The organism is Cloacibacillus evryensis DSM 19522, from assembly GCF_000585335.1.
In the GTDB taxonomy this organism is placed as follows: Bacteria; Synergistota; Synergistia; order Synergistales; family Synergistaceae; genus Cloacibacillus; species Cloacibacillus evryensis.
The window spans coordinates 1,081,158-1,107,175 of the sequence record NZ_KK073872.1; the positions used below are offsets into that span (position 1 = coordinate 1,081,158).

Annotated in this window: 24 protein-coding genes and 1 pseudogene; 11 read left to right on the plus strand and 14 right to left on the minus strand. The window is 55.2% G+C overall.

Annotated elements, in window-relative coordinates; genetic code table 11:
* Window positions 1-34 precede the first annotated feature (34 nt).
* The 5 genes and pseudogenes from CLOEV_RS04675 to CLOEV_RS04695 all read right to left on the minus strand — a co-directional run.
* Window positions 35-826, minus strand: a pseudogene (locus CLOEV_RS04675) (IS1634 family transposase); the annotation flags it as partial.
* A gap of 79 nt (window positions 827-905) precedes the next feature.
* Window positions 906-2,030 carry an IS5 family transposase gene (locus tag CLOEV_RS04680; protein WP_034442212.1) on the minus strand — a complete coding sequence of 375 codons (1,125 nt, stop codon included), beginning with the start codon at window positions 2,028-2,030 and terminating at the stop codon, window positions 906-908.
* The gene (locus CLOEV_RS04685; RefSeq protein WP_034442213.1) at window positions 2,030-2,308 is read right to left on the minus strand and encodes an IS5 family transposase; all 279 of its coding nucleotides are present in this window, start codon (window positions 2,306-2,308) and stop codon (window positions 2,030-2,032) included. Before CLOEV_RS04685 ends, CLOEV_RS04680 begins: the two co-directional genes overlap by 1 nt.
* 96 nt (window positions 2,309-2,404) lie before the next feature.
* Window positions 2,405-3,424 (minus strand): IS1634 family transposase, encoded by a 1,020-nt coding sequence (locus CLOEV_RS04690; protein ID WP_425393597.1) that lies wholly within the window; start codon window positions 3,422-3,424, stop codon window positions 2,405-2,407.
* 265 nt (window positions 3,425-3,689) lie between these two features.
* The gene (locus CLOEV_RS04695) at window positions 3,690-3,980 is read right to left on the minus strand and encodes an AAA family ATPase (protein ID WP_034442215.1); all 291 of its coding nucleotides are present in this window, start codon (window positions 3,978-3,980) and stop codon (window positions 3,690-3,692) included.
* A gap of 270 nt (window positions 3,981-4,250) precedes the next feature.
* Here CLOEV_RS04695 and CLOEV_RS04700 point away from each other — a divergent pair, with 270 nt between their 5' ends.
* The 10 genes from CLOEV_RS04700 (at window position 4,251) to CLOEV_RS04740 (ending at window position 13,599) form a co-directional block, all read left to right on the plus strand.
* Entirely contained in the window at window positions 4,251-5,495 is a 1,245-nt protein-coding gene (locus CLOEV_RS04700) for an MFS transporter (RefSeq protein ID WP_034442217.1), read from the plus strand.
* A gap of 11 nt (window positions 5,496-5,506) precedes the next feature.
* On the plus strand, window positions 5,507-6,382 hold the full coding sequence (locus CLOEV_RS04705) for a fumarate hydratase (protein WP_034442219.1): 876 nt from the start codon (window positions 5,507-5,509) through the stop codon (window positions 6,380-6,382).
* A complete protein-coding gene (locus tag CLOEV_RS04710) occupies window positions 6,375-6,938 on the plus strand; it encodes a FumA C-terminus/TtdB family hydratase beta subunit (protein WP_034442222.1) in 564 nt (187 codons plus the stop codon). The genes CLOEV_RS04705 and CLOEV_RS04710 overlap by 8 nt, the downstream gene beginning before the upstream one ends.
* Window positions 6,939-7,384: 446 nt before the next feature.
* Window positions 7,385-8,332 (plus strand): TAXI family TRAP transporter solute-binding subunit, encoded by a 948-nt coding sequence (locus CLOEV_RS04715; RefSeq protein ID WP_034442225.1) that lies wholly within the window; start codon window positions 7,385-7,387, stop codon window positions 8,330-8,332.
* An 88-nt stretch (window positions 8,333-8,420) separates the two neighbouring features.
* Entirely contained in the window at window positions 8,421-10,406 is a 1,986-nt protein-coding gene (locus tag CLOEV_RS04720; protein WP_034442228.1) for a TRAP transporter permease, read from the plus strand.
* Window positions 10,407-10,494: 88 nt separating this feature from the next.
* Entirely contained in the window at window positions 10,495-10,644 is a 150-nt protein-coding gene (locus CLOEV_RS16775; protein WP_245591108.1) for a hypothetical protein, read from the plus strand.
* An 88-nt stretch (window positions 10,645-10,732) separates the two neighbouring features.
* A complete protein-coding gene (locus tag CLOEV_RS04725) occupies window positions 10,733-11,659 on the plus strand; it encodes an HNH endonuclease (protein WP_156938364.1) in 927 nt (308 codons plus the stop codon).
* A gap of 103 nt (window positions 11,660-11,762) precedes the next feature.
* Complete coding sequence (locus CLOEV_RS04730) at window positions 11,763-12,266, plus strand: AbrB family transcriptional regulator (RefSeq protein WP_245591109.1); 504 nt, start codon at window positions 11,763-11,765, stop codon at window positions 12,264-12,266.
* Window positions 12,267-12,278: 12 nt separating this feature from the next.
* Window positions 12,279-13,181 carry a lysophospholipid acyltransferase family protein gene (locus tag CLOEV_RS04735; protein ID WP_034442237.1) on the plus strand — a complete coding sequence of 301 codons (903 nt, stop codon included), beginning with the start codon at window positions 12,279-12,281 and terminating at the stop codon, window positions 13,179-13,181.
* Window positions 13,165-13,599 (plus strand): RuvC family protein, encoded by a 435-nt coding sequence (locus CLOEV_RS04740; protein ID WP_034442240.1) that lies wholly within the window; start codon window positions 13,165-13,167, stop codon window positions 13,597-13,599. Before CLOEV_RS04735 ends, CLOEV_RS04740 begins: the two co-directional genes overlap by 17 nt.
* Here CLOEV_RS04740 and CLOEV_RS04745 read toward each other — a convergent pair.
* Together CLOEV_RS04745 and CLOEV_RS04750 are read right to left on the minus strand one after the other, a co-directional pair.
* Window positions 13,591-14,112: a Rossmann-fold NAD(P)-binding domain-containing protein gene (locus CLOEV_RS04745; protein WP_034442243.1), complete on the minus strand. Its 522-nt coding sequence runs from the start codon at window positions 14,110-14,112 to the stop codon at window positions 13,591-13,593. The two genes, CLOEV_RS04740 and CLOEV_RS04745, sit on opposite strands and share 9 nt — an antisense overlap.
* Before the next feature lie 11 nt (window positions 14,113-14,123).
* Window positions 14,124-14,432 (minus strand): YerC/YecD family TrpR-related protein, encoded by a 309-nt coding sequence (locus tag CLOEV_RS04750; RefSeq protein WP_008710950.1) that lies wholly within the window; start codon window positions 14,430-14,432, stop codon window positions 14,124-14,126.
* A 267-nt stretch (window positions 14,433-14,699) separates the two neighbouring features.
* On the opposite strand from CLOEV_RS04750, the gene proS reads away from it, so the two are divergent.
* Window positions 14,700-16,142 (plus strand): proline--tRNA ligase, encoded by a 1,443-nt coding sequence (proS, locus tag CLOEV_RS04755; protein WP_034442247.1) that lies wholly within the window; start codon window positions 14,700-14,702, stop codon window positions 16,140-16,142.
* Between the two features lie 94 nt (window positions 16,143-16,236).
* Here the strand turns inward: proS and CLOEV_RS04760 are convergent, their stop codons facing one another.
* The 7 genes from CLOEV_RS04760 to mnmE form a co-directional block, all read right to left on the minus strand.
* On the minus strand, window positions 16,237-19,548 hold the full coding sequence (locus tag CLOEV_RS04760) for an AAA family ATPase (protein WP_034442250.1): 3,312 nt from the start codon (window positions 19,546-19,548) through the stop codon (window positions 16,237-16,239).
* On the minus strand, window positions 19,545-20,723 hold the full coding sequence (locus CLOEV_RS04765) for an exonuclease SbcCD subunit D (protein WP_218915504.1): 1,179 nt from the start codon (window positions 20,721-20,723) through the stop codon (window positions 19,545-19,547). The genes CLOEV_RS04760 and CLOEV_RS04765 overlap by 4 nt, the downstream gene beginning before the upstream one ends.
* A gap of 119 nt (window positions 20,724-20,842) precedes the next feature.
* Window positions 20,843-22,159: a TRAP transporter large permease gene (locus CLOEV_RS04770; protein ID WP_008710955.1), complete on the minus strand. Its 1,317-nt coding sequence runs from the start codon at window positions 22,157-22,159 to the stop codon at window positions 20,843-20,845.
* A complete protein-coding gene (locus tag CLOEV_RS04775) occupies window positions 22,156-22,746 on the minus strand; it encodes a TRAP transporter small permease (protein WP_008710957.1) in 591 nt (196 codons plus the stop codon). Before CLOEV_RS04775 ends, CLOEV_RS04770 begins: the two co-directional genes overlap by 4 nt.
* Before the next feature lie 88 nt (window positions 22,747-22,834).
* Window positions 22,835-23,206 carry a hypothetical protein gene (locus CLOEV_RS04780; RefSeq protein ID WP_008710959.1) on the minus strand — a complete coding sequence of 124 codons (372 nt, stop codon included), beginning with the start codon at window positions 23,204-23,206 and terminating at the stop codon, window positions 22,835-22,837.
* Between the two features lie 100 nt (window positions 23,207-23,306).
* Window positions 23,307-24,560 (minus strand): acyltransferase domain-containing protein, encoded by a 1,254-nt coding sequence (locus tag CLOEV_RS04785; RefSeq protein WP_034442256.1) that lies wholly within the window; start codon window positions 24,558-24,560, stop codon window positions 23,307-23,309.
* 96 nt (window positions 24,561-24,656) lie between these two features.
* The gene (gene mnmE, locus CLOEV_RS04790) at window positions 24,657-26,018 is read right to left on the minus strand and encodes a tRNA uridine-5-carboxymethylaminomethyl(34) synthesis GTPase MnmE (protein ID WP_034442259.1); all 1,362 of its coding nucleotides are present in this window, start codon (window positions 26,016-26,018) and stop codon (window positions 24,657-24,659) included.

The following is a 26,018-nucleotide window of genomic DNA, read 5'->3' on the forward strand; positions in this document are numbered from 1 at the left end:
TTTTCAAACGACATGTTCGTGATATTTCGTTATGCTATTTTATCTTCTTAAGAAATCTGTTAAATTCTTCTTGCTTTGGGTACGCGTCATAGAAATCAACATTGAAAGTTTTCTGTATCTTGCTGTAGTCTACGGCTATTTCATCTTTATCAGAAAATGAAAGAGTGTCGACTTCTTTACCGTGGCGATCTATGCGCTTTTCGAACTCCAGACTTCCTCCCACATCCGTAAGGTGCATTATTCCACCGCGCAGGACGCGGCAGTTGGCCGCCCTTAGCGCGGCCGCTATGCGTTCGATCGAGATGGCATCACCGCCCATCCTCAGCTGGAGCATCCTCACTAACAGCAACGCCGTAAAGCATATCAGAAAGTGCGCGTGAATATGTCTTTGCGTGCTTACATATACCGGCCTGGCATCCAGGTCGGACTTCATGACCCTAAAGGATTGTTCTATGCGCCACAGGCCTCCGTAGACTTCGCGCATCTTTGCCGCGTCATAATCCATTTCGCTTGTAACGATGCAGAAATACCCGTCGAAACGCGAATCTTCGTATGCCTTTTCTTCGTCGACCTTCAGTTTTTTACGCGCGCCTTTTACTACTTTGCCGTCGCTTCCGCTGACAATCTCTTCTTTTGTGTATTCAAGACAGCCGTGCCGTATTGAGTATGCGCTGTTTTTCGTGGCTGATTCTGCCCTCAACAGCTTTTCTATACGTTTGCGGCGGGCCATCTCCGCATCTGCCCGACTCCAGTAGATAAGTACCTTGCGTTGCCTGGAGATAGAATGACCTTCACTGTCCTTGCCTGTGTACTCCTCGGTAAAGAGCTTGTAACGGCAACTTCCGTCCGCGTTTTGTACATACCCTTCGTCGCTGAATAGTCGCCGCTGAAAAACGCAGTTTTTCCTAAAATTTCAAGCACCAACTCAAAAACCCGATGTTGAACCCCAAAAACGTCGGGTTTTCTGCCTTTAGATAAATTTGAACAAAAATCCTAAGACGGTTTAGGATCTTTTTCATGTTATAAGCACAGCTTGCCATCAGAGCGTTGATTTCATCTCCGATACGGCCTTTCAGGTAATTCCTGTCCATCCCATAATCTCGCTTCAAATGCCCTATTATCGGTTCGATGGCGTTTCTTCGCTTCAGGTTTTTCTTGAGCGATACCGTCACTGCTTCTTTCGTTCCCGGAATGTGGATGGCGCAGGGTATCTCTTTGTGCTTTGCTTTGCCTCTGTAGCCTTTATCGCAGTAGGCGTCTTTCGGGAATATCCCTGTTATCTCCGATGCTTGAGTCAGGGCGCTTTTGAGCGTCGTTACGTCGTTTGGACAGCCTCCGTATGTCTGGGCGCCTACGACAAAATTGCTTTTGTGTGTTGAAGTTATCGAAACTTTGCTGCCAAATTCGTATTTCTTGGCTGCTTTGCCTTTGGCGATGCAGGCTGTCTCAGGTTCAAAGTAGCTGTAGAGCTTGTTTTTATCTGTGCGTTGCTGTTCAAATGCACGGCGGGCCATTGCCAACAGCCGGCTGAGTGGGGTTTCTGTCTGCTCGTTCTGTTGCTTGTCTGTGATCTCCCGTATCAGACGGCCTAGTATCGTCTTTACTTTTCTCGTGCAGGCGGCGGCTTTCTTGTATTTGCGGCTCCTTGAAAACTGCCAGCTCGCGCGCTGAAGGGCAGGCACCGTCCTGGCGTAGGTCCGTTTGAGTTTCATTCCAGCTCGTTTCGCCTCGCGTACCAGTAATTCTATGCCCTTGGCGTAGAGCTTGAGGTCCGTAGGAAACGTTATGTCGTTTTCCTGTACCGTCGTGTCTACGATGACACAGCTAAGCTCTCTTGGCTTAAGGCATTTCATGCGCATCGCCGTTTCAAGACTCTCTTTGAGCATTGCCTCAAAGCCTTTGTGGCCGGTCCTCTTGCGCCACCGTGTCATTGAGCTGGAGTCCAATGGCAGCTCTGTCATAAAGTATTCCATTCCGCATAAGTGAGATAGGAAATCTTTGATTTCCGTAATCGAACTTAGTATGTTCATCAAAAATACTGCCAATATGGATTTTCTAGGAATTCCATAACTGTCGCTTCGTCTGAAAGATCGCGAAGGCCTTTGAGATAGTGAAGGCCAGCCATAAGCCTTGTCGGAAGCCCGGGGCGGCCTTTGTTCGCAATGTAGACCTCGCCTAGTGTACTCTCGAAGGTCTTCCAGTTTATTTTATCGCCCAGTTTTACGAGTTCATGGTCCATATTGATCATGTTTTCGAGCCTGTCTTGAAATAATCTATCCTGAGGTTCTTCTGTAGTCTTTGGCTTCATTATCGTAGTTTTCTCCTGATAATTGCGAATCTTCTACGTATATTTTACCTCAAATTTAAAGATTTATGCAGACTATTACTGGATCCTTTGAGTTTTTTAGCGGAGACTGAATAACGCCTCATGATACCGGCTTCCATTCTTGCCACGCAGTACCTGTGATACGACATAGCCGTCTCCGTTATTACAGATCATATCTATGTTTTTTGACGAGTTCAGTCCTTTGTCCGCTACAACCACAAGCCTCTTCAATTCATACGTCTTACGCACCTCATCTATTACAGGATGAAGCGTCAAACAGTCGCTCGTATTGCCTGGGAAAAGAGACATACAGGCTGGAAGCCCGTGCTCATCCAGAAAAAGCCCCATCTGAACGATCGGATCCACCCGATGTTCCTTAGAAACACCGCGCATGCGGTAACCGTCTCCATCATCAGGAAAATCTATCTCAAAATAGTAATTGGTCACATCGTAAAAGGCATAAGACATATCACGCCCTACAATACGCTCAACCCCCTCGCTCAGCCACCGCTGAAAATCCAACGACATATCCGCAAACAGACCAAGAGCACGATAAACATCCTGCAAAGAAAAATCGCAGCACATCCCATAAAACTCATCCTTCATCTGACAGTTGCCGCGCTTTGAATCCGGAGCTAAAACACGCGTCAGCACAAGGAACTTGAAAACGGCAGCCAAAGGCACCTCTCCTCTATATCCGGAGGATGCGACATAGTGCTCAATAAAACCGTCCACATCAAGACTATTATAGATTGCTTCAATAAACTTATACCCATAATTTCTCTCACGGTTGGAAGGAGAATACATCTTAAGAGTAGAAGGCACCTCAAGCCGCAGGACAGGCTCATCCCTGCATTTTGCGTCAAACTCTGCAACCATAGCGAGGAAAGCCTCTCTATCCTCATGGTCTTCCAAATAGCCGAAATTCTTAACAGTCCGCTGCTTAGGAGGAAGTCCCGGGCCAGGTCGGTATCCTTCAACCACCCGTATCTGAGTCTTGACCACTCCGTTTTTATAAACCCTGCTGTCCTTTCGAATCACGCGAACCACCCCAATTTGCGAAAAGCTAATAAAACGTGCACAGACATAGTATGGCACAACCAGAGCATAACACAATAGATATAATAAAAAACAGAAGCAAAACCATGAAAATTCGCTCCTGTACTGGGGGGATTATAAGTTAGTTTTTGATATGTCGGGATTTACTGTAAAAGTCGGGATATAATATAAACTCAAACAAAACGCAATCCCCTAAAGAAAAATATTTTTGCGTTTTAACGAGTGTTTTCAAGTATCATTTAATAGATATAAGCGACAAACAAGCGACAAAACAAAAGTCAAACACGGCAAAAACCCAGTAAAATCAAGGTTTTCTGTCGTTTTTTATATAGTCTTTCTCAGAAGGGCGAAATTTGATTTCAAAGTAGATGTCGCCTCTCTGATCTCTTGAGATTACTTCGCTGAAGCCTCCGCGTTTTGCAAGCGCCGCCCTGACATTGCTGTTCAGGCAGTCATGGAGAAAACCAAAAATATCAAAGAACGTTGTTTTACCGACGCCGTTTTGTCCAAGGAAAACGGCCATGTTTGGTATATTTCTTATGGCGATGCTCTTGAACACTTTATAATTTCTAACGGTCAGCGATTCTATCCTCATGGACCTTACCTCTTGCTCAGGCAGATGAATGTATTATAACCTGAAACCCAGCGGCGGAGAATAGCAGCCCGCATCAATAAGTATATGTTGTATTGAAATGCTGATACACGGTAACCTATTTCTTTTGCGCGGCGGAAGGTCATGTAATGGAGCGTCTTTGCGAAGGGGGCAGCGGAGGGTGTTTGTAAAGCTGCCGTCCTCGTTCCTGTTTATCCCTCTGGAAGTGATATATAATATCTCATCAGTAAATTATAGACGGGGGCTATTATTTTGAAAGAGGAAAACATATTGCTTACGCCGCTCTTTATGCGGCTTTTTATTCCCTTTGGCGTGGGGTATTTTTTATCTGTCTTTCTTGGCAGCGCCAACGCGACGATGGCGCCGATCCTGATAACGGAATTTGCGCTTTCTCCCGCCGACCTTGGCTTTATGGGCTCGGTCTATCTGATTTTTTTCGGTTTGGCGCAGTTTCCGCTCGGGGTCTTTCTCGATCGGTACGGCGCTCGTGTTACGCTTGCGCCGATGCTGCTCTTTGCCGTTGCCGGCGCGCTGCTCTTCGCCGCGGCGGAGGGCTTCGCGGCGCTCGTCCTTTCCCGCGCTCTGATCGGCATCGGCCTTGCCGGGAGTCTGATGGCGGCGTTCAAGGCCTATGCCTCATGGCTGACGGCGGATAAGCTTCCGCTTGTCTACAGCGTTCAATCGCTGATGGGCGGGATCGGAGGAATGTTCGCCACGCGCCCGGTCGCGATCGCCTTTGATATTTTCGGCTGGCGGCATGTATTCGTCATGCTTGCGGTTATCAGCCTTTGCAGCGCCTCGCTGGTCTGGTTCGTCGTCCCGAAGGACACGGTCCGCCGCGATGAGAGGCGCGGCTCTTTCTGGAAGCTCCTCGGCAAGATGTTTTGTTTTTTCGCCGACCGGCGTTTTTGGCTCGTCGCGCCGCTGGTGACGGCCGCGCAGAGCGTGATGTTTGCCTACCTCTATCTCTGGGTCGGCCCGTGGATGCTTGACGTCGCGGGGATGGACATCGGCGAGGCGGGAATGTATATGATGCTGGCCTTTGGCGGCGCCGCTCTCGGTTATTTTGGCAACGGCATCCTTGCCGGCTGGTTCAAGAGAAAGGGCTGGCTGAGCTGGGAACAGCTTTACCTATTGTCCGGCGTGACGCTGACCGCCGTGCTCGCGGCGATAATGTTTATGAACGGCAGAGGCGCGGCTCCGCTGTGGGGTGCGGTGATGTTTCTTTCTACGATGACTATGATCTCTTTTCCGATAATGCGCACGATGTACGCGGAAGACGAGGTCGGGCGCGTGCTTTCCCTGCTCAATTTCACCATTTTTCTCTTCTCTTTTATCGTTCAGTGGTTCATAGGCGTGGTTCTCGATTTGTATCCCGTGAGCGGCGGGCGTTTTTCTCCGGCCGGCTATCGGTCGAGCCTTGCCGTCGTCGTCATCTTTAATCTGGCGTCGTGTATCTGGTATTATTATGGAATGAAGAAAGAAAGCAGCCGGTAAGGAGGCGCGATATGTCGAAGATATACAGGATAATGGCGGAGGAGGTCGCGGAAAAGGTCTGCGAGCTCGCGCTTACCGCCAACATGTATCTGCCAGAGGATGTGAAGCGGGCGCTGGCGGAGGCGCGGTCGGCGGAGAAAATGCCGCTCGCCCGTTCCACCTATGACGAGATCATCAAAAACGCGGAGCTCGCCGCCGAGAAGTATATGCCGATCTGCCAGGATTGCGGGATGGCGGTTTTGTTCGCCGAACTCGGACAGGATCTGCATGTCGAGGGGGGCGGCCTCGAAGAGGCGATAAACGAAGGGGTGCGCAGGGCTTACCGCAAGGGATATCTGCGTAAATCCGTCGTCTCGGACCCGCTCGTAGACCGCAGGAACAGCGGGGACAATACGCCCGCGGTCATCCATTGGCGCGTCGTTCCCGGACGTTCTCTCGATATCACGATAACACCCAAAGGAATGGGCAGCGAGAATATGAGCCGGATATTCATGCTGAAGCCCGCCGACGGCGCGGACGGCGTGATAAAGTCTGTCGTGGAGACTGTCGAACAGGCCGGGTCTAATCCCTGTCCTCCGGTGGTTATCGGCGTTGGGATCGGCGGCAATTTCGAGACCGCGCCGCTCGCCGCGAAAGAGGCGCTGCTCGTGCCCTACGGCGAACGGCATCCGGTCTCCGCTTACGCGCAGATGGAGGAGCGGATACTGCGCGAGGTCAACCGGCTGGGGATCGGCCCCGCCGGGATCGGCGGCACGGTGACGGCGCTCGACGCGCATATCGTCACGCGCCCGACGCATATCGCGGGGATGCCGGTCGCGGTCAACCTTTGCTGCCACGCGCTGCGCCACGCGCGCGGAAGGATAGATGGGAGGGCTGAAAATGAATGAGATCAAGCATATAAAACTGCCGCTCAGCGACGAGGATGCCCAGGCCCTTCGCGCCGGGGATATCGTAAGGCTTTCCGGGAGCATTCTGGTGGGGCGCGACGCCGCTCACAAGCGGATGGCCGAGGCGATCCGCGAGGGAGGGGAACCTCCTTTCCCGATCGAGAACGAAATCATTTACTACGCCGGTCCCGCCCCGACGCCGCCCGGCGCTGTCATCGGCCCAGTCGGCCCGACGACGAGCGGGCGCATGGACCCTTATACGCCGCTTCTTCTCTCCAGGGGACTGCGCGGCATGATCGGCAAGGGCAAGCGCACGCCGGAGGTCCTGGCGGCGATCAGGGAACACAAGGCCGTGTATTTCGGGGCGACGGGAGGCACCGCCGTGCTGCTTGCCGACTCGGTCAAGCACGCGGAGCGTGTGGCCTACGAGGACCTCGGGCCGGAGGCGGTGCTTCGGCTTACGGTGGAGGAGATGCCGCTGGTCGTCCTAGCGGACTGCCGCGGCGGCGATCTTTACGTAAGCGGTCCCGAAGAGGCGCGCAAGAGTTTTTTGTGATCTCGAATATAGATTTTAACGGCACAAGATATAAAGATCCCGCTCCACCCAGGCGCGCTCAAGTATTATAAGGAGATCGGCGCCGTGAAATAAAATATCGCGGTAATTGGAACCGGCGCGGGGGCTTGTTCACGGCCTCCGCGTTTTTAGCTATTTTCACAAATGGTATTTAATATTATTGACAGGAATAGAGAAATTAAATAATCTAACTTTCTATTATATACTCTGTATACTAGGATTGCACCGTCAATATGAAAAAAAATGATAATTTATATTCGTACATATTGCTTTTTGTATTTTGTGGGCGTGTAACTATAATTATAGAATAATCATTTTATCGATATTTTAGATTGTACGTTTTCAGTTTCTGCAAAACGAAAGGGGGACCGTTTTTTATTGTAGGTATCACCGGGTAATTTTCTATAAAAAAGGAGATGTACATTTTTATGAAGAATTTCATCAGACTCGCATTGGTAACGGCTCTTATCGCGTCATTTGCCGCCTCGGCGTCGGCGGCGACATTCATCAACATCGGCACCGGTTCCACCGGCGGCACCTATTATCCCGTCGGCGCGGCGATGGCTAAGGTCTGGAACTCAAGCATTTCCGGGATGAAGGCGAACGCCCAGTCCACCGGCGGCACGGCTCAGAATCTCGCGCTGCTCGGGAAGGGCGAGGCTGAGGTTATTTTCGCCGACGGCCTTTATTTCTTCGCATATGGGGGCAAAGGGGCCTTCGAGGGCAAGGCGATGAAGAATCTGCGCGGCCTTGTTCCTCTCTACGCGGAACCGATACATTTCCTTGTCGCCAAGGGCAGCAATATAAAGAGCATCAAGGACCTCAAGGGGAAGCGCGTCTCCGTGGGAGCCGTTGGCAGCGGTACGGAGGTAACTGTCCGCACGCTCCTCAAGGCGAACGGCATCGACCCCGACAAGGACATCAAGGCTGAGAATCTCGGACTTTCCGACACGGCTTCGGCCTTCGCCGATAAAAACATCGACGCCGGACTTACCGTCGGCGCGCTCGGCATCGCCGGCGTGGTGGAGATCGCGACGCTTGGAACCGCCGAACTTCGCGACTTTGAGCCGGAGGCCATAAAAAAACTCTGCGCGGAGCTTCCCTATTACCTGCCTTTTGATATTCCAGCCAACACCTATAAGGGACAGACAAAACCGGTAAAAGCGATGGCAAGCTGGAACGTTCTTATCACGAATGACAAGCTCGACGCGGAGACCGCCTACCAGATGACGAAGGCCCTCTATGAAAAGAAGCAGGATATTCTTAACGTGTCGACGAGGCTCGCCTCGATGTCGCCCGAAAACCTGAAGTATATCCAGGTCCCGATCCATCCCGGCGCTCTCAAATACTATAAGGAGATCGGCGCGGTAAAATAACTTACCACGGACATTCTTAGATCAGGGCGCGCGGAGGCAAGGATCTTCCGCGCCCTCTTTCGCCCGTCTTTCTATAGGAGGAACGTATATGGAAGAAAAGAAACATAACAAGTCTTTATTGGAAGACATAAGCATGGACGAGGCACAGGTAAGCAGCCTCGTAGAAAAATATGACGCGGAGAGCCGTTATCGCAGGCTCACCGGCGCGCAGGGGATATTCATCTCCCTCTGGCTCGCCGCGATGGCGCTTTTCCACCTATATACAGCCGGTATCGCGACGATGCCCATCACTATCCAGCGCGCGGTGCACCTTACGTTCGCGATAGTCGCGGTGTTCATTCTATTCCCCGCGTCAAGAAAATCATCAAAAATGAAGACGCCATGGTACGACTGGCTGCTGGCCGCTGCCGCGGGCGGCGTGACAGGCTACATCGTCTTCTTTTTCAACGATATCGCGCGCCGCGGAGCGGAGCCGATCGATTACGAAATATACCTCGGCATCGCCGCCATACTGCTGGTCCTCGAGGCGGGACGCCGCGTAGTGGGAAACGTACTGCCCTGCATGAGCGTGATTTTCCTGCTCTATTGCTATTTTGGCAATTACGCGCCCGGGATATTCCAAATACGCGGATATTCGCTGAGCCGCATAATACAGCATATGTATCTGACTCCCGAGGGCATCTTCGGACTCGCGCTCGGAGTCTCTGCGACCTTCGTCATCGTGTTCATCATATTTGGCGCCTATCTCTCGCAGAGCGGCGGCGCGAAGTTTTTCAACGAGCTTGCGCTTGCCCTTGCCGGAAGTAAGCCCGGCGGCCCTGCGAAGGTGGCGGTCGTAGCCTCCGGGCTGCTCGGCACGATCAACGGCTCTTCCGTCGCCAACGTCGCGACTACGGGCACCTTCACCATCCCGCTCATGAAAAAGGTCGGGTATCCCCCCTATTACGCCGGCGCGGTCGAGGCCTGCGCCTCCACCGGCGGCCAGTTGATGCCGCCGATCATGGGCGCCGGAGCCTTCATCATGAGCGAGTTCCTCAACATCCCCTACCTTTCGATCGCCGCCGCCGCGATCATTCCGGCTCTCATCTACTACACGGCGATATTCACGAATGTCCACATCCGGGCCCGCAAGCAAAAGCTGCAGGGCATTCCTAAGAGCGAACTGCCGTCCGTGGGAGAGGTAATGAGGAACGACGGTCATCTGCTGGTTCCCGTGATCGTCGTCATCGTCACGCTGTTGTTGAAGTACACCCCTCTGCGCGCCGGGTTTATCGGCGTCGTGTCGGTCATTATCGTGAGCTCGCTGAAAAAGAATACGAGGATGACGCTTAGAGATAACTTCAACGCGCTTGTGGAGGGCGCGCGCGGAGGGCTCGGCGTGGCGCTGGCCTGCGCGCTCGTGGGGTTCATTGTCGGCACCTCGTCGCTGACCTCGCTTGGCCTTACGATCTCCAACAACATAATCGAGATATCGGGCGGGAACTTGATGCTGACGCTGGTGATGGCGATGGTGGCCTGCCTCGTCCTCGGAATGGGGCTGCCGACTACGGCGAACTACATCGTCTGCAGTACGATCATCGCCCCGGCGCTGATCGGCATGAAGGTGCTGCCGCTCTCCGCGCATCTCTTCGTCTTCTACTTCGGCATCATGGCCGACCTCACGCCGCCGGTATGTCTCGCCGCGTTTACTGGCGCGGGCATTGCGGGAGCGAGCCCGGCCAAAACAGGGATGACGGCGACGCGGATCGCGCTGGCCTCTTATCTGCTGCCCTACTGCTTCGTCTACAACCCCATGCTGCTGCTGCATAATGTTGAGGTCGTTGAGCTTGTCGTCCTTGTAATTTCCGCGGTTCTTGGCGTGGTCGCTTTGGCGGGTTCCTTCGAGGGATGGTTCTACAGGGATCTCAAAAATTATGAAAGGGTGGTTTTTGGCGTTATCGCGCTGCTGTCTATCCACCATGATTTCTGGATCAGCATCGCCGCGATCGTTGGGATCGCGCTGATGATAGTCTACTTCAAAAAGAGCTCTCACGACGGTCAGCTGCCGGAGAAATTTGAAGAAGTTTCAGCGTAATGAAGGATAATTGACGGACGATCGGCCTCTTCCACGCGGGAGAGGCCGATTTTTATTGTATAATCTATCGATACAGGAGGTGTGCTTGATGTCCTCGCAATTTTACACGATATTTGCCGTTATTCTCGGCAGCGGCGTCGGTTATAAATTGAACTTTCCCGCGGGAGCGATGGTCGGCGGTCTTCTCGGTATCGCGCATGCCGGCAACGGGGAGGTGAAAAAGTTTAAAAGTCAATAAAAAAACAGCGCTAAGCTAGCCTTTTATAGGATTTATATTTATAAAACTAATTAATATTATTTAAATGATGCTAGAAAGGAGGTTTTATATGCGTCGAGTCAAAAGAATTATTGATGATATGAGGAGGCGATGTGGATATAAACGAATGTTGAGTCAACATCCGCATGAGGTTGACATATTATTTGATGTAATATCTAAAAGGCTTGGCCGCGAGGCTCTTATCAGACAGGTGAAAAATAAAAAAGATTATTATCTGATAGATATAGCTTTTTCATATTTTCAAAAAGCGGACAGAAACAGGCAGGTTGGATATAGGTCAGGCTTTTGTTTTAGGAAGCCGAGTTTTATCTATAAAGAATTAATGTTTATTATCGTGCACTCACCGATAATGTTCTCATTTTTTCAACAAAACTTTGATTACGATGTTTTTAGAAGTATTTTAGAAAAAACAGGAAAATATCGAGATTGTAATTATATGTATTATACGATCTTTAATAAAAACAGGGATACAAAGGAAACCTTTGAAATATCCACCGAATCAATGGATGAATTTCTGAAAGAGATTGATTTGGTAGAAAGTCAATATGGTTTTGCAAAAACGGTTTTCTCTGCAAAAAATTCAAGTAAAGCTAATTTAGGTAACACATATTATCTCCTTATTGCTAATAAGTTTACCACAGAAAATATATCAGAAATAATAGATATTTCTTGGGATTTATTTATGTGGTTGTATCCCAGCAAGCCACTTTTTTCCAGAGATGCCACACTGAATAGAAGCATGAGAAATATAGAAAGAAAGTGCGAATTTCATCATATAAAAAATTTGCCTAATTTTATGACAGATATAGAATGCGAAGGCGTTATTCAAGCTGCCCATATAAAACCGCATCATAAAGGCGGTAGCGATAAAATGGAGAATGGGCTATGGCTGTGCGAAAAACATCATAGGCTGACGGAGGGAAAAATTTCTGGAAGAAGAAACAAAACGGCTATAGATGTACGTTACATATCTTAATTGAATAGATTTTTCCTTCCATTTACAAGCATGTACTTCTTACGAGGGTTTTAGTGCGAATGATGTTGCTTTTTTATTATATAATTCTATGATGAAGAAAGGGGTGGAGAATTTGTCTTCACAATTCTACACGATATTTGCCGTAGCCTTGGGCAGTGGGCTTGGTTATAAATTGAACTTTCCCGCGGGAGCGATGGTCGGCGGTCTTCTGGGCGGCCTCATCGTCAAGGGAGCGTTCACCATGGGGCTCGATCCCAAGATAGATTGGCTCTCCTACCTTTCCCAGGCGCTTGTGGCATATGTTCTGGTGCGCGGGAGCGACTTTTCCTCGCTCCGGGAGCTGCCTAAATACCTTCCCGCGGCGATAGCCTACAGTCTGCTGCTGCTTGCTTTCACACTCGGCCTGGCCTGGCTCTTCGCCCATTTCTGCAAGATGGATTTTCTCACGTCTCTCTTCGCGACGACCCCGGGAGGGCTTACGGGCATTGCCGTGGTGGCGGTGGACATCGGCGCCAACCCCGCGATCTCCGTCCTTTTCAACATCTGCCGTATCGTGACGGTGCTTGTCGTGGTGCCCATCCTTGCCAATATAATAGTGAAACACTGAAAGGAAAACTTTATGGCACAAAGTCAGCCTTTAATATGGCACTCGCTCAATACATTCAGAAAACTGGTCTGCGCTCTGCCGCATGAGAGGGCCGTCGCGCTTGGAGGCGCGCTGGGTTCTCTTGTCGGACGTTTTTCCCATAAGAAAGTTTCCGAGGCGCAGGAACGCTGTGCGAAGATACTGGGAGTTTCCCGCGAAAGGGCGCTGGAGATCGTGCTCGGCTCATACGGCCACTTTGGACGCGCAGCCGCGGAATTCGCGCGGATGCCGGTCATGGCGGACAAGATAGATTCGCTGATGCACAGCAGCGGACAAGAGCACCTTTTCGAAGCGGTAAAATCCGGGCGCGGCGCGATACTTGCCACGGCGCATATCGGCAACTGGGAATATGCCGCATGCTGGCTCGCGCATCTGGGGCTGCCGATAAATTCGCTCGGCGCCGACCAGCGGGACGAGCGCATAACCGAACTTATCAAAGAGCTGCGCCGCGCCGGCGGTTCCAAGGCGCTGGGCAAGGCGAGCGACCTCAAATCGATGATGAAGGCGCTGCAAAACGGGGAGATAGTCGCCGTCCCGGTCGACCAGGACGCAAAGGAGTTGGGCGTGGTCTCGCCTTTTCTGGGCTTCGCGGCAAGCACGCCGGTAGGCCCGGCGAAGCTTGCCGCGAAGCTCGGCTGCGACGTCATCCCCGGAGCCTGCGTGCGGCGGCCGGACGGTATCAGTTTTGAGCTGACGCTGCTGCCGCCGATGAAGGGCCGCGGCGGGGAGCCCTTCGGCAAGGATATGCAGGCAAGCACCGACGACCTCAACGCCGTCATATCGGAGATGATCCGCGCGCATCCAGATCAGTGGATGTGGATGTATCCACGATGGGAATCGGTGGAGAGGGGCATTTTCGGTGATCGCGGGAATTGATCCCGGGCGCTGGAAGATAGGCGTCGCCTTCGTCGAGGGGAAGGAGCTGCTTTTTTCGGCGATAGTCCCCGCCGAGAAACGAGCCGTCCTTATCAGTGCCTTTGAAGCGGGGGAATGGGGCCCTCTCGGAGAATGGCGCATGGAGGGCGCGGTGAAAAATCTCGCGGGACGCCGCGCCGAAAAGATCTGCATCGGCGACGGCACCTCCTCAAAAGAATTCGCAAAAGATTTTCCCTTTGAATACAGCGAAACAGATGAATACGGCACTACGCTTGAGGCGCGGAAAATATTTTGGCGGCTGCACCCGCCGGGCGGAATAATGAAACTTGTCCCGCTCTCGCTGCGCACGCCGCCGAGAAACATAGACGATCTGGCCGCTTATGCCATCATTTTAAGAGCGGAGGGCTCTTTAGATTAATTTTACGAGCACGCCGTACTCCGCAAGTTCATTGTTCATGCTCTTTGCGACGGCCTCCGCCGCCGAACGGTACATTTCGGAGATGAGATTGCTCTGTCCGTGCGGCAGCCTGACGATGATTTCCGGGGATTCTCCGCCCATCATGTAGGGCAGCGCGCATTTGCAGAGCATGAAGAGTCCGTTTATCGCCGCCGTGTGCGCCGTAAAATCATCCTCGGAGAGGTCCAGGAATAGTTCGCCCCGCGCCGTAAGCTCCGGCATATAGATGAGCCTGTCGATCGCGCCGAGGTTCTCCGCGCAGCCGACGACCGCCGGCGCTATCGCCTCCAGCGTCATCTCTCCCGTTACGCATCCTCCCGCGCAGCCGGACATCTCCCGCAGCCGCTTTTCCAGCTCCGCCGCCATTTCCGGGACGGCGCAGGTATAATAGACCGCGCCGTCCGCGATCAGCTCTGCCGCCGCCGATAGGTCGGATGGCGCGAAGGGCAGGAATATCTTTCTTTTTTCGGGCATTTCAGGCGGCGCTACTTTCCCTCGTTCGTCTTCGCGGCTTCAAGTTTGCGCAGCACGTCGCGATATCCGTCCGCCCCGTACTCGACAAATTTCTTTACCCGGCTGATCGTCGCGGTGCTGGCGCCGGTGGCCTGCACGATCTGCGGGTAGGAGAAACCCTTGATGAGAAGGCTGGCGACCTGGAGCCTCTGCGAGAAAGCCTTGATCTCGGAGAATGTCGCGACGTCCTCAAGAAAACGGTATGCCTCGTCACGGTCTGTAATAGCGACTATGGAATCGCAAAGCTGGTCGGTGAATTCGTCTTTCCACTGGTTTGACATAGTTTTGCCTCCGTATTTTAGAGCTTTAATCAGGGACTATATTAAAAAGGATACGCTAAATCGCGAAAATGTCAAGTTAGGTTAATGTACTAAAGCGATTTTTGTCATGCGCATGAACAGCAAGGGATATCTTTGCGGGAAAAGCTCGACGCGTTTGCCAGTGAATGCTGTCATTCCATATCGCAAAATTCCTTAAAAGAGTGGTAAAATACAATGCAACTGTAAACGAAAAAATATATGACCAAGAGCGTATGGAGGAGTTTATAAATGGCAAAAAACATCACACCGAAAGAAAAAGATTATTCGCAGTGGTATCTCGACGTCATCCGCGCCGCGGAGATGGCGGACTACGCGCCGGTGCGCGGATGCATGGTCGTGCGCCCGACGGGCTACGCGATCTGGGAGCTCGTTCAGAAGCATTTTGACGACGCCTTCAAAGAGACGGGGCACGTCAACGCCGCCTTTCCGCTGCTCATCCCGCAGTCCTTCCTCTCCAAAGAGGCGGAGCATGTAGAGGGCTTTGCGCCGGAATGCGCCGTAGTCACCCATGCCGGCGGCGAAGAGCTTGAGGAACCGCTCATCGTGCGCCCGACATCGGAGACCGTCATCGGCCACATGTACAGCAAGTGGGTCCAGTCGTGGCGAGATCTGCCGATCCTCATAAACCAGTGGTGCAACGTCATGCGCTGGGAGAAGCGCCCGCGCCTCTTCCTGCGTACCTCGGAATTCCTCTGGCAGGAGGGGCACACCGCCCACGCGAGCAAGGATGAGGCCGTCGAGGAAACGCTGCGTATGCTCGAGGTGTACCGCCGCATCATGACAGACTATCTCGCGCTGCCCGTCCTTGAGGGAGAGAAGACGGAGGGAGAGCGTTTCCCCGGAGCCGACAACACCTACACCTGCGAAACGATGATGAGCGATAAAAAGGCTTTGCAGGCCGGCACGAGCCACTACCTCGGCCAGAACTTCGCAAAAGCCTTCGAGATACAGTTCCAGAACAGGGATGGCGAGATGGAGTTTGCCTATACGACCAGTTGGGGCGTCTCCACGCGCCTCATCGGGGCGATCATCATGACCCACTCCGACAACGACGGCCTTGTGCTGCCGCCGCGCATCGCCCCCGTCAAGGCGGTCATCGTTCCAATTTCGACGAGCGGCGAGAAGATAGAAAAAGAGCTTATGCCGAAGGCCGCCGAGCTCAAGGCGGCGCTCAATGAAGCGCTCGGCGGACGCTTTGTCAGCATAGACTCCCAGTTCCACATGCGCCCCGGCGACCGTTTCTTCTCGCACCTGCAGAGGGGCGTGCCGCTGCGTCTTGAACTAGGAGAAAAAGAATACGCGGCGGAGAAGCTCCGCGTCGTACGCCGCGACACCGGCGAGAAGCTGGAGATCGCCTGGGCCGACGCGCCGGCGGCGATCCCCGCGCTGCTTGAGGAGATACAGCAGAACCTCTATCGCCGCGCCCTGGAGTTCCGTCTCGCGAACACCCACAGGGCTGACAGCTTTGAAGAGTTCAAGATGCTTCTTGAGGAGAAGGGCGGTTTTATCGAAGTCTTCTTTGACGGTACGAAAGAGGACGAAAAGGCGATAAAAGAGGCGACCGGCGCGACGCCGCGCTGCTTCCCCTTCGCCCATTCCGAGGAGCGCGGCAAATGCTTCTACACCGGCAAAGAGGGCGCGCGAAAGGCGATCTTCGCCAAGGCCTATTAAAGCCGGATCCAGAAAAATAAAAAGAGGGGCGCGGTCCTTATCCGCAGCCCCTCTTTTGCGTTAAGAGCCGCGGCCGCCGCTCGGCGGCCATTCCCTAACTCCTGATCTCAGCCTCGCTGCCGCTGGCGCCGTTTTTGGTGACCACGATCTGTTTTTCTATCCTCTCCCTGAGTTCGCCGACATGCGAGATTATGCCTACGAGGCGTCGTCCCTCGCTGAGCGAGGCCAGCACTTTGAGCGCCTGTTCGAGCGATTCTCCGTCGAGCGAGCCGAAGCCCTCGTCCACGAATAGCGTGTCGAGCTTCACTCCGCCCGCGACCGACTGTATCTCATCGGAGAGGCCGAGCGCCAGCGAAAGCGAGGCCATAAACGACTCGCCTCCCGAGAGAGTCTTTACTCCCCTGACCGTGCCGTTGTAATGATCGACGACGTCGAGATCCAGGCCGATCTTCCCCTTCAAAGTCTCCTCATTTTCCCTGCGTTTCAGCTCGTACTGCCCTGATGACATGACCATAAAACGCACGTTGGCGCGCTGGAGGATCCTCTCGAAGCAGGCCATCTGGACGTAGGTTTCAAGCATGATCCTTGGCTTGCCGTTCAGCGTCCCGTTGGCGGTCTCGGCAAGGGGTTTGAGCAGCCGCCGGAGTTTTTCTTCCTCCGCCAGCTCTTTGCTCTTCGCGGAAAGGCCGGCGGCCGCCTTATGGTTGACGCTGAGGCGCGCAGCGACGACGCCGCGCTCAAGCGCCAGCGCCTCTTTGCGCGCCGAGGCGGCGGCCTGTTCCTTTTTGAGCTCTTCTGCGTCGGTCTCTTCAGCGCCGGAGAGGCCTTTTTCAAGTCCCTTGACCCTACCCTCCGCCTCGTCGCGTTTTGTGCGGCAGCCTTGGAGCGCCAGGCGGCTCCTAGCGAGAGCCGCCTTCATGGACTCCAGCTCTTTTTCCTTCTCCTTCACCGCACGCTCTGCCTCGGCCCTGCCGGCGTATGGCAGGCGCAGCGACAGGGCCTGCACGCTGTCCTCTTCGGCACGAAGCGCCCCAGCAGCCTCCGTCAGTTTTATTTCGGCGCTGCGGATCGCCTGTTCGAGCGTGTTTCTTTGCTCCTCCCCCGCGGGGATGAGCGTCTCAAGTTCCCGTGTCCTCTCGATCTTTGCCGCGGCAAGGGCGATCGCCCTCTTGGTCTCACAGACGGTCTTTTCCGCCTCTTTGAGTTCCGCCGCGCTTTGGGCCTCTGCTTTATCCAGCCCGCATTCCGCCAGGACTTTGCCGCAATCTTCCGTCAGTGAACGTTCGTCCGCTTCGATCATCCCGGCAAGCCTGCTGATTCCGTTATCGGCCTCCGCCTGCGCCTGCCGCCATTCTTCGGCGAGGAGGCACAGCTCTTCTTCGCGCATCTTTATCTCTTGGGCGAATGCGGCGGCCTTTTGTTCTGATTCGTTCCTGTTCTTTATATCTTTGGCCGCCGCCGTCAGGGCCTCATCTAAAGAGATGAGGAGAGTCTTGTTCTCATAGCGTTTTGCCTCCAGCGCCGGCAGGATTTTGTCCGCGGAGGTTTCGCCGAGGATTTCCTCTGCCAGTCTGGCTGTCACTCCGCGCTTTTCGCGCGCTTCGCTCTCCAGGCCGCCGGCCAGCGCGCTCAGCGAACGGTACTTTTCTTCGGCCGCGCCCTTATTTTTTGCCGCCTCTTTGAGCTCCCTCTCCGTCGGTACCTCTCCTGCGAGCGAAGCGGGCGACGGGTGATCGCGTGAGCCGCAGACGGGGCAGGGGTGCCCCTCTTCCAGCGCCGAAGCGAGGATGCCCGCCTGCGCGTTGAGGAAGAGGCGGTTTTTATCTTCATAACTGTCCCTCGCGGTCTCATAGCGGCTCTCGGCCTCGGCAAATCCTTTCCGGGCTAGGGCGAGTTTTTTCAGCGCCGCGTCCTGCTCGGCAAGCCTCTCTTCTATCTCGCGCAGCCGCCGCGCCCTCTCTCCGCTTTCCTGGCGGCTGTTTTTCAGCCGTTCAAATGTGAGATCCGCCTCCCGCAGTGCCGCGGCCTCATTTTTAGCCCGCGCCTCATCTTCTCTGACCGCCCTCAGCCGCTCGTTCCCGGACCTTTCCTCTTCCGCATATTTGCCAAGCGATTTTTCTTTCGCCTCTTTTGCATCCAGCAGCTCTCTCTTCATACTCTTCAGCCGCCCGGCCGAGCTCAGGATGGCCGCCAATACTGCGGAACGGCTCCGCGCGGCCTCCAGCGCAGCTTCCAGGGCCGCCTTTTCCGCCGCCGCCTCTTTGAGTCCCGCGCGCTCCGCTTTAAGGCTCTCCGTCGAGGCGGCCTGCGTTGCCAACGCTGCCTGCCGGCGTTCTATTTCCTCTTTGTCCTTGCTGATCGCCGATTTTATCGCTTCCAGTTTTGCGCGGCGCGCCGCAAGCTCGTCGCAGGCGGGGAGTTCATCCCTGATAGATTCGATCTCATGGGCCAGCGCCAGACGCCGTGTCTCTTTTTGCTCTTCGGAGCTGTTTTCTTCCGTGAGCAGCGTCAGCTCCTTTTCTCTCTCCGTCAGGTCAGCCTTTGCTGCGGTAAGGTTTTTTCTGGTTTTCTCCGCCTCTTCGGCGCGGACCAGTCCGGCGCCGAGTGCTGCCAGCGCCTCCTCCGTTTCGCGCAGCTCCGACGAGAGCTTGTCGTCAGTATCCCCGTCGAGCCGCAGCAGTTCGCGGACTAAGGCCAGCGCCTCCTCCGGAGGAGAGCCCTTTGCCCTTTTCAGCGCCTCGCGCAGTTCTTCGTCTTCAGGTGTTTCGACACCGTCCATATACTGCGCGATAGCGCCGCCCAACTCGGTACAGGCCCTTTCCCGTGCCGCCGCCTCCTCTTTCAGCTTATCCTGCAGCTTTCGATAGTATTCTGTCTTTAGTATACGGCTGAAAAGAGCGCCCCTTTCATCCGTCGAGGCCAGCAGCAGCTTGAGAAATTCACCCTGCGCGATCATCGATATCTGCGAGAACTGGGCCCTGTCAAGGCCCGTTAGCTCCTTTATCCTGTCGCTGACCGGCCTGAAGCCGCAGCAGACGCCGCCTCCCGGCAGATACAGTTCGGCATTGGCAGCCACCTTTGTGAAACCACTGCCCTTTTGTTTAGGACGCAGATAGGCAGGGTTGCGCTTCACAGTGTATCTTTTGCCGTCGTACAGGAACTCCAGTTCGACAAAAGTCAGGGCAGAGGCCTCCGCGTATTTGCTGCGGAAAGCCTCCGTTTCGCGGATTTCGCCGCTCGCCGAGCCGTAAAGCGCGTAGGTGATGGCGTCAAAAATGGTGGTTTTACCCGCGCCGGTGTCGCCGCAGATGAGATATAGGCCGCTTTCGCCGAGCCTGTCCATCTCGATGACGGTCTTGCCGCTGTATGGCCCGAAGGCGCAGAGCGTAAGTTTTAGCGGTCTCATTGAGCGTCCTCCCAGATGTCTTCGATATGCGACGATACGATCCTTTTCTGTTCTTCCGTCAGCTCAGCGCCGTTTTGCTTGAAATAGAGCTCGTCGAAGAGTTCGAGCGGAGTTCTGCTCTCGGCGCGCGCGGCGGTGAACACGTCCGTTTGTGAACGTGTGCGGCTATTGTCATAATCGAGGCGCATAATGCGCGGATAGATAGAGCGCAGTCTGGCGACCGCGTCGAACACATCCTCTTCATCGGTGAGTGTGATGTGGAAGTAATCGCCGGTGTCGAGGCCGTCGTAAAAATTTTTTGAGGCGATCTCGTTATAGCCGCCGCAGATCTCGCGCAGGTCCCTCTTTGGAGTGAGCGGAAGCGTATGCACCGTCAGAGAACCCTTTTCGCGCAGCTCCACGACCGTCAGCGACTTTTGCTGGCAGCTCTCGGAGAAGGAGTACTTGAGCGGCGTGCCGCAATAGCGCGCCTTGCCGTCCGGCAGCGTCTGCGGCCCGTGCAGGTGCCCGAGCGCCGTGTAGTCGAAGGCGTTGAAAATTTCCGCCGGTACGCCCTCCGCGCCCCCGACGACGACATCTTCCGAGTCACAGCGCGGACAGCCCGTCACGAAAAGGTGCGCCGTAAGGACGTTGCGGCCGCCCTCGTCCAGATGGATATCCCTCAGGATCGTTTCCACCGTGCTCTGCGTATCCCCGCATACCTCTTCGGGGAAGAATGGTTTTGCCATTGCGGGTTTCACGAAGGGAAGCAGGTAAAAATTCACGGGGCCGTACTCGTCCTCCAGCGTCACACATTGGACCGTGCCCTGAAAGGCCTGCGCGATATATATTCCGCCGCGCGCCATCACGCGCGAGCCGAAAGACAGTCTCTCCGGAGAATCGTGATTGCCGCTGATGACGAGCGCCGCGATCCCCGCCTCCGAAAGGCGGCAGATAAACGAGTCGAAAAGGCGCACCGCCTCGGCGGGAGGCACCGGCTTGTCATATATGTCGCCCGCGATAAGGACGGCCTGGGGCCTTTCCGCCGCGGCCGCCGCGAGTATCTCCTCAAGTATATGCTCCTGATCCTCAAGCATGGAAAATTCGTTGACGCGTTTGCCAAGATGCAGGTCTGACAGATGCAGGAATTTCATGGTGAAGCTCCCTTCGCCGATGTCGGATCCACCGATATACAAACTTGATTTCGCTGCTAAACCGTGCCTTTTATTATATCCGAGAAGCGCAGCGATGGCAAAAACGCGCCGGATAACAAAAACAGGGGCCGCACCGGCGGCCCCTGCACTCCTCCATAGTTTTACCAGGGCACGCCGAGGATGAAGTGCGGCAGCGCGAGCACGACCTTCGGTATATAGGCCGTAACCAGCAGCACCGGCACCCAGCAGAGGACCATGAATTTCAGCGCCGGACTCATGATCTCGTTTATAGGCGCTCCTCCCACTCGTCCGCTGAGGTACAATACCGGCGCGGCGGGCGGCGTGATGCAGCCAAGCGCCGTGTTTACTCCGACGATCGCGGCATAGTGGACGGGATTGAAGCCGAGGTCCATGATGATCGGCAGCAGGATCGGCGTGGTCAGAACGACGACGCTGATGTCGTCCATCAGCATTCCCATCAGCACGAGGAAGACGTTTATCATCATCATGACGACGATGGGGTTGGTCGAGATCGAATAGAAGAGGTGCAGCACGCGTCCGGGAAGATCTTCAAGAATGTAGAGGCGCGAAAGCATCGAGACGGAATAGAGCATTACCATGATGACGCCGGTCGTTATCGCGCTTTCGACGATGATGTTGAAGAGCGTCTTCCAGTTGAGTCCCTTATATACGAAGAGCCCGATGGGGATACAGTAAAGCACCGCGAGGGCGGAGGCTTCGGTCGTCGTCATGACGCCGCCGTAGATGCCTCCGAGGACCATTACCGGCATGACGAGCGCCGGAATGGCGAGGCGTCCGCGTTTCATGAACATCTCCATGCGCTCTTTGCCCGTGCGCTTCACCTCAACGAAGACCTCTTTATTGTTGCGCAGCATCCAGACGTTGATGAGGCTGAGCAGGATTATCGTGATGATCCCGGGCCCGACTGTGGAGAGGAAGCAGGCGAGCACTGAGATGCCGCTTATCCAGGCGAAGATGATCAGCGTCGCGTTAGGCGGGATGAGCAGCCCGAGCAGCGAGGCGTTGGCCATCAGCGCGCAGGCGTGTCCCATCGGGTAGCCGCCGGAGCGAAGGCGCGGGAACATGATCGCGCCGATGCAGGAGAGCGTCGCGCAGGCCGCGCCGCAGATGGAGCCGAATACGGCGCAGGATACGACCGCGACGATGCCGAGGCCGCCGCGGATATGACCGACGAAGACGTCGACCATATCAATGAGCTTTTCGGCGATCTTGCCGCGCTCCATCACGCCGCCCGCGAGGATGAACATCGCGATGGCGATAAGGGAGACGGAGTTCATCTGGGTGAAGCCGTAGGGGAGCAGCTGTGTCGCCTGGTAGCCGGCTCCGTCAGGGCCGCCGAAGAATATGAGCCAGGCGCAGGAGGCCATGAAGCTCACGGGGACGGGGACGCCGATGGTGAGGGTGGCTATAAGTATGATCAGCGCGATATAGATCATGAGAGGTTTCCTCCTTTGAGGAAGAGTTTTTTACCCGCGGCGATCATCTCGAGCATAAAATACCACGACATCGAGAGCAGCCCCAGGAATATCGAGATATAGGCGCTCCAGAGGGGGATGCGCCAGGCCACCGTGCGCGGAAGCGCGACGAAGGTGCCCAGCGGGCCCATGAATCCAAAGATAAAGAATTCCCAGCCGTACCATGTGAAGAGCAGCGTCACGCTGAATGTTATCAGCGTGCGGATGAAGATAACGGCGTCCTTCGTCCTGCTCTCGCGCATATAGGACTGGACGAGGTCCGCGGAGACGTGGGTTCCGGCGAAAGCGCCGTAACCGGCTCCCATAAAATAGAGCCAGAAGGCGAATATCTTGACCCATTCTTCGTAACCGTAGAGGTCCATCTGAAGGAAGTAGCGCATGATCGTCGCCGCGCTGATAATGAGCATGAGCAGCATCGACATGCAGAAGCATACTATGGAATAGAAGCTGACCGTGATTTTATCAAAAAGATTGACAGGCTTGCGGACGCTGCTTATCTCGTCGTCCAGAAGCTCCGCCATTTCGATGCGTTCGGAATTGGCCGCCATTATAAAGACTCCTTTCTCAAAAAACAGGGAAACTGAGGCTGATAAGACATCAGCCTTTTGGGTAGCTGCCGCCTGCTTGAGAAAGGTCTTATTCCAGTTTTTTTATGGTGTTTATATAACGTTCTTCAGGAGAAAAGTTTTTTGCTGAAAACAGGGGCTGGCGCAAGCCGGCCTGGCAGGGATCGGCCTCCATGCAGATGGTGGAGAGGGCGAAGCTGCCGGGCCCGTCTTTTGTCATTTTGCGCCCGGTCTGTACGAAGGACTGGAGCGCCGAGAGCATGACCGGGCCGCCGTTCTGGATGACCGTGTCCACGGAAGATGCTGTTTCGGCCCAACTGCCGCCGAACGCCATCCTGTAGGGGTCGTTAGGCCCCTCAAAGTTTCCGATGATGGAGAAGAGCATAAGCGAGGCCAGCAGACATAACGCCGTGTATCTAAGGGTCTTTTGCGTCCGCTCCATAAGATCATCTCCTAAGTCTCTGACTATCTGATATATTACCATAACTTCCGCCCTTTGGCGTGGATTCTGTTTATTCTTTGATGTTCTACAAAATAATTTTTTATTTGTAAATTGCGTGAGGAAATGATTGAACCCGCGGCAGGCGGCCGCATTCCCACAACGCGGCCAGGGTCTCTAAAATTCCCCGTTTGAAGCAGTATTCGGGAGAGCGGCCATCATGATAGCGCGCCATGGTGGAAGCTCCATACCATTTGACGCGAGGCATCGCTTTTATAGCGGCCGCCGCCAACACGCGGTGGACGCCGAATTCAACGGCGACGGCTTCGTTTCCGCCAAGCCCGGCGGATAGCGCGGCGAGGGCGAGGTCGAAGCGCGCCGTTCCGCGGCAGTGCCGGACGCGCCAGGCGGGAGTTTCCGCCTCCCGCGCCGAGAGCATGGCTCCGGTCACGGAGGAGTAGAGAGGATAAACGCCGTCGCGGACAGACGGAAAGTCAAGCGCCGCTATCGGCGCTAACGCCGGCTCCATCATTGCCGAATGGGCCGCCTTCGGCACACGCAGCCTTTTATGCGGCAGAGACAGGCGGTCCAGCTCTCTCTCAAATGCCGTGAGCGCCTTGATCTCTCCGGAGATCACGGCGGAGCCGCGGCTGTTGACCGCGGCGACAGACAACTTACCTCCGTATGATGCCGCCACGCGGCAGGTATCCCTTATATCCGCCGCTACGTGGACCATCGCCCCGGCTCCCGCGAGGGCGTCGATGATCTGCGCGCGCCTTTGGACGAAGCCGAGCATCTCCTCGTAAGAGGCCATGCCGCAGACGACCATCGCCGCCAGCTCCCCCAAAGAATGGGCGATCACAATGTCCGGTTTTGCTCCCCATTCGCAATACTGCATTGCCATCGCCGTGCCGTATATGAAGATGAAAAGCTGCTCTTCCATGCTGCCGCGCGCTTTGCCGCGAGAGAGGATCTCCTTCACGGAGGGCGCGCCGCCGCCCGTGAGCCGTTCCTGCGCGCGCTCTATGTATTCCCGGAACGTCGGCATGGACGCGCAAAGATATTCTAGCGGTACCGGGCCGGATGAGCCCTGACCCGGCATCGCGAATATAAGTTTTTGTCCTTTGACCGCTGCCGCGCGAAATGTTTTCAGCGATTCAATGACCCCCGTCCTGCCGGAGGCGGCAAAAGCCATCCTGTGCGAGTCGTTCGTGAATTTTTCCGTATCGAACAGGCCGCAGAGATCGTCTCCCGCCGCCAGGCGGCGGGACAGCTCCGCGTTTCGCGCCGCAAGCGCGGCGGCGCTGTTTGCGGAGATGGAATATATCTTTACCTCGTTTTCTTTAATATGTTCCATTTTTTATATGAGAGTTTACCTAATGGTATTCATATTTTTGTATCTGATACATCTGTAGGACGGCATGCCGCATTCCCGGGAAGCGGCAGTTTGCCGTCACTTTCCGACACAGAAGCTGCCGAATATCTTGTCGAGAAGCTCTTCGCTGGCGTCAAGCCCGAGCAGCGAAGACAACTGCCCTCTGGCCTCGGCAAGACAGGAAAGGACCAGGTCGTCACCCAAATCGGAGAGGAGTGCCTCGCCAGCGGCCTCGACGGCCTCCTTCGTCCTTGAAAGGCATTCGACCTGACGCGCGGTGACAGAACAGCCGCCGGAGACGGAGCCTCCTGAGAGGGCGGTCCGGACGATGAGTTCCTTCAGCTCGTCAACGCCCGTTCCGTCGGCGGCGGAGATCGAGATCCGCGGGCAGCCGGGGAAAAGCGCCTCGACGTCGGCCTCCGTCGTCCTTGTGGAAAGGTCGTTTTTATTTAGGATGACGATCTGTTTCTTTTCGGCGGAGAGCGGTCCTATCTCGTCTTCCGCGGCGGATTCCGAGCTGTCGATGACCCTCAGGATAATATCGGCCTCCGCCATGGATTTGAGGGATCGCCGTACGCCGATCGCCTCTATCTCGTCCTCCGTCGCGCGGATGCCGGCGGTGTCGATTATCCGTACCGGCAGCCCCTTGTAAATGAAGGTCTCCTCGATGCTGTCGCGCGTCGTGCCGGGTGTTGCGGTGACGATCGCGCGGTTTTCCGCCAACAGGGCGTTGAGCAGCGAAGATTTGCCTACGTTCGGGCGTCCGATGATCGCCGCGCGCACGCCGTCGCGCAGCAGCATGCCGCTGCGGCAGCCGGAGAGGAGTTCTTCACACCGGCCTGAGAGCTTTTTTATCCGTTCCGCGCTTTCGCCGTCGGTGATGAAGCCCTCTCCCTCCTCGGGAAAGTCGAGGTCGACCTCCAGCGCCGCGGTCAACTCGGTCAGGCTGTCCATAAGCCCCCTTATCTGCTCGGTGAACGAGCCCTGCAGCGAGCGTGCCGAGGCCGCCAGCGCCTCGTCGCTGCGCGCCTTTATGATGCCAGCGACCGCCTCCGCCTGCGCAAGGTCGATACGGCCATTTACAAAGGCCCGCCTGGTGAACTCGCCCGGCAGCGCCATCCTCGCCCCCAGCGCGCAGAGTTCCTCGACGCAGCGCTGGGCTGAGAGCGCGCCGCCGTGACAGTGTATTTCGGCGCTCTCTTCGCCCGTATAACTGTTCCCGCGTTCAAAACGCACGGCAAGCACCTCGTCGAACAGCGTTCCGTCTTTCGCGTGCAGCGTGCCCAGCGCCATGTATCGCGCCGGCTGTTCGGAGAAGCGCCTTTTCGCGCGGAACATCTTATCCACGAGCAAGGCGCAGCCCTCGCCCGAAACCCTTACTATCGCGATGCCGCCCTCTCCCCACGCGGTGGCCAGCGCCGTAATTATCTCTTCCGCCAT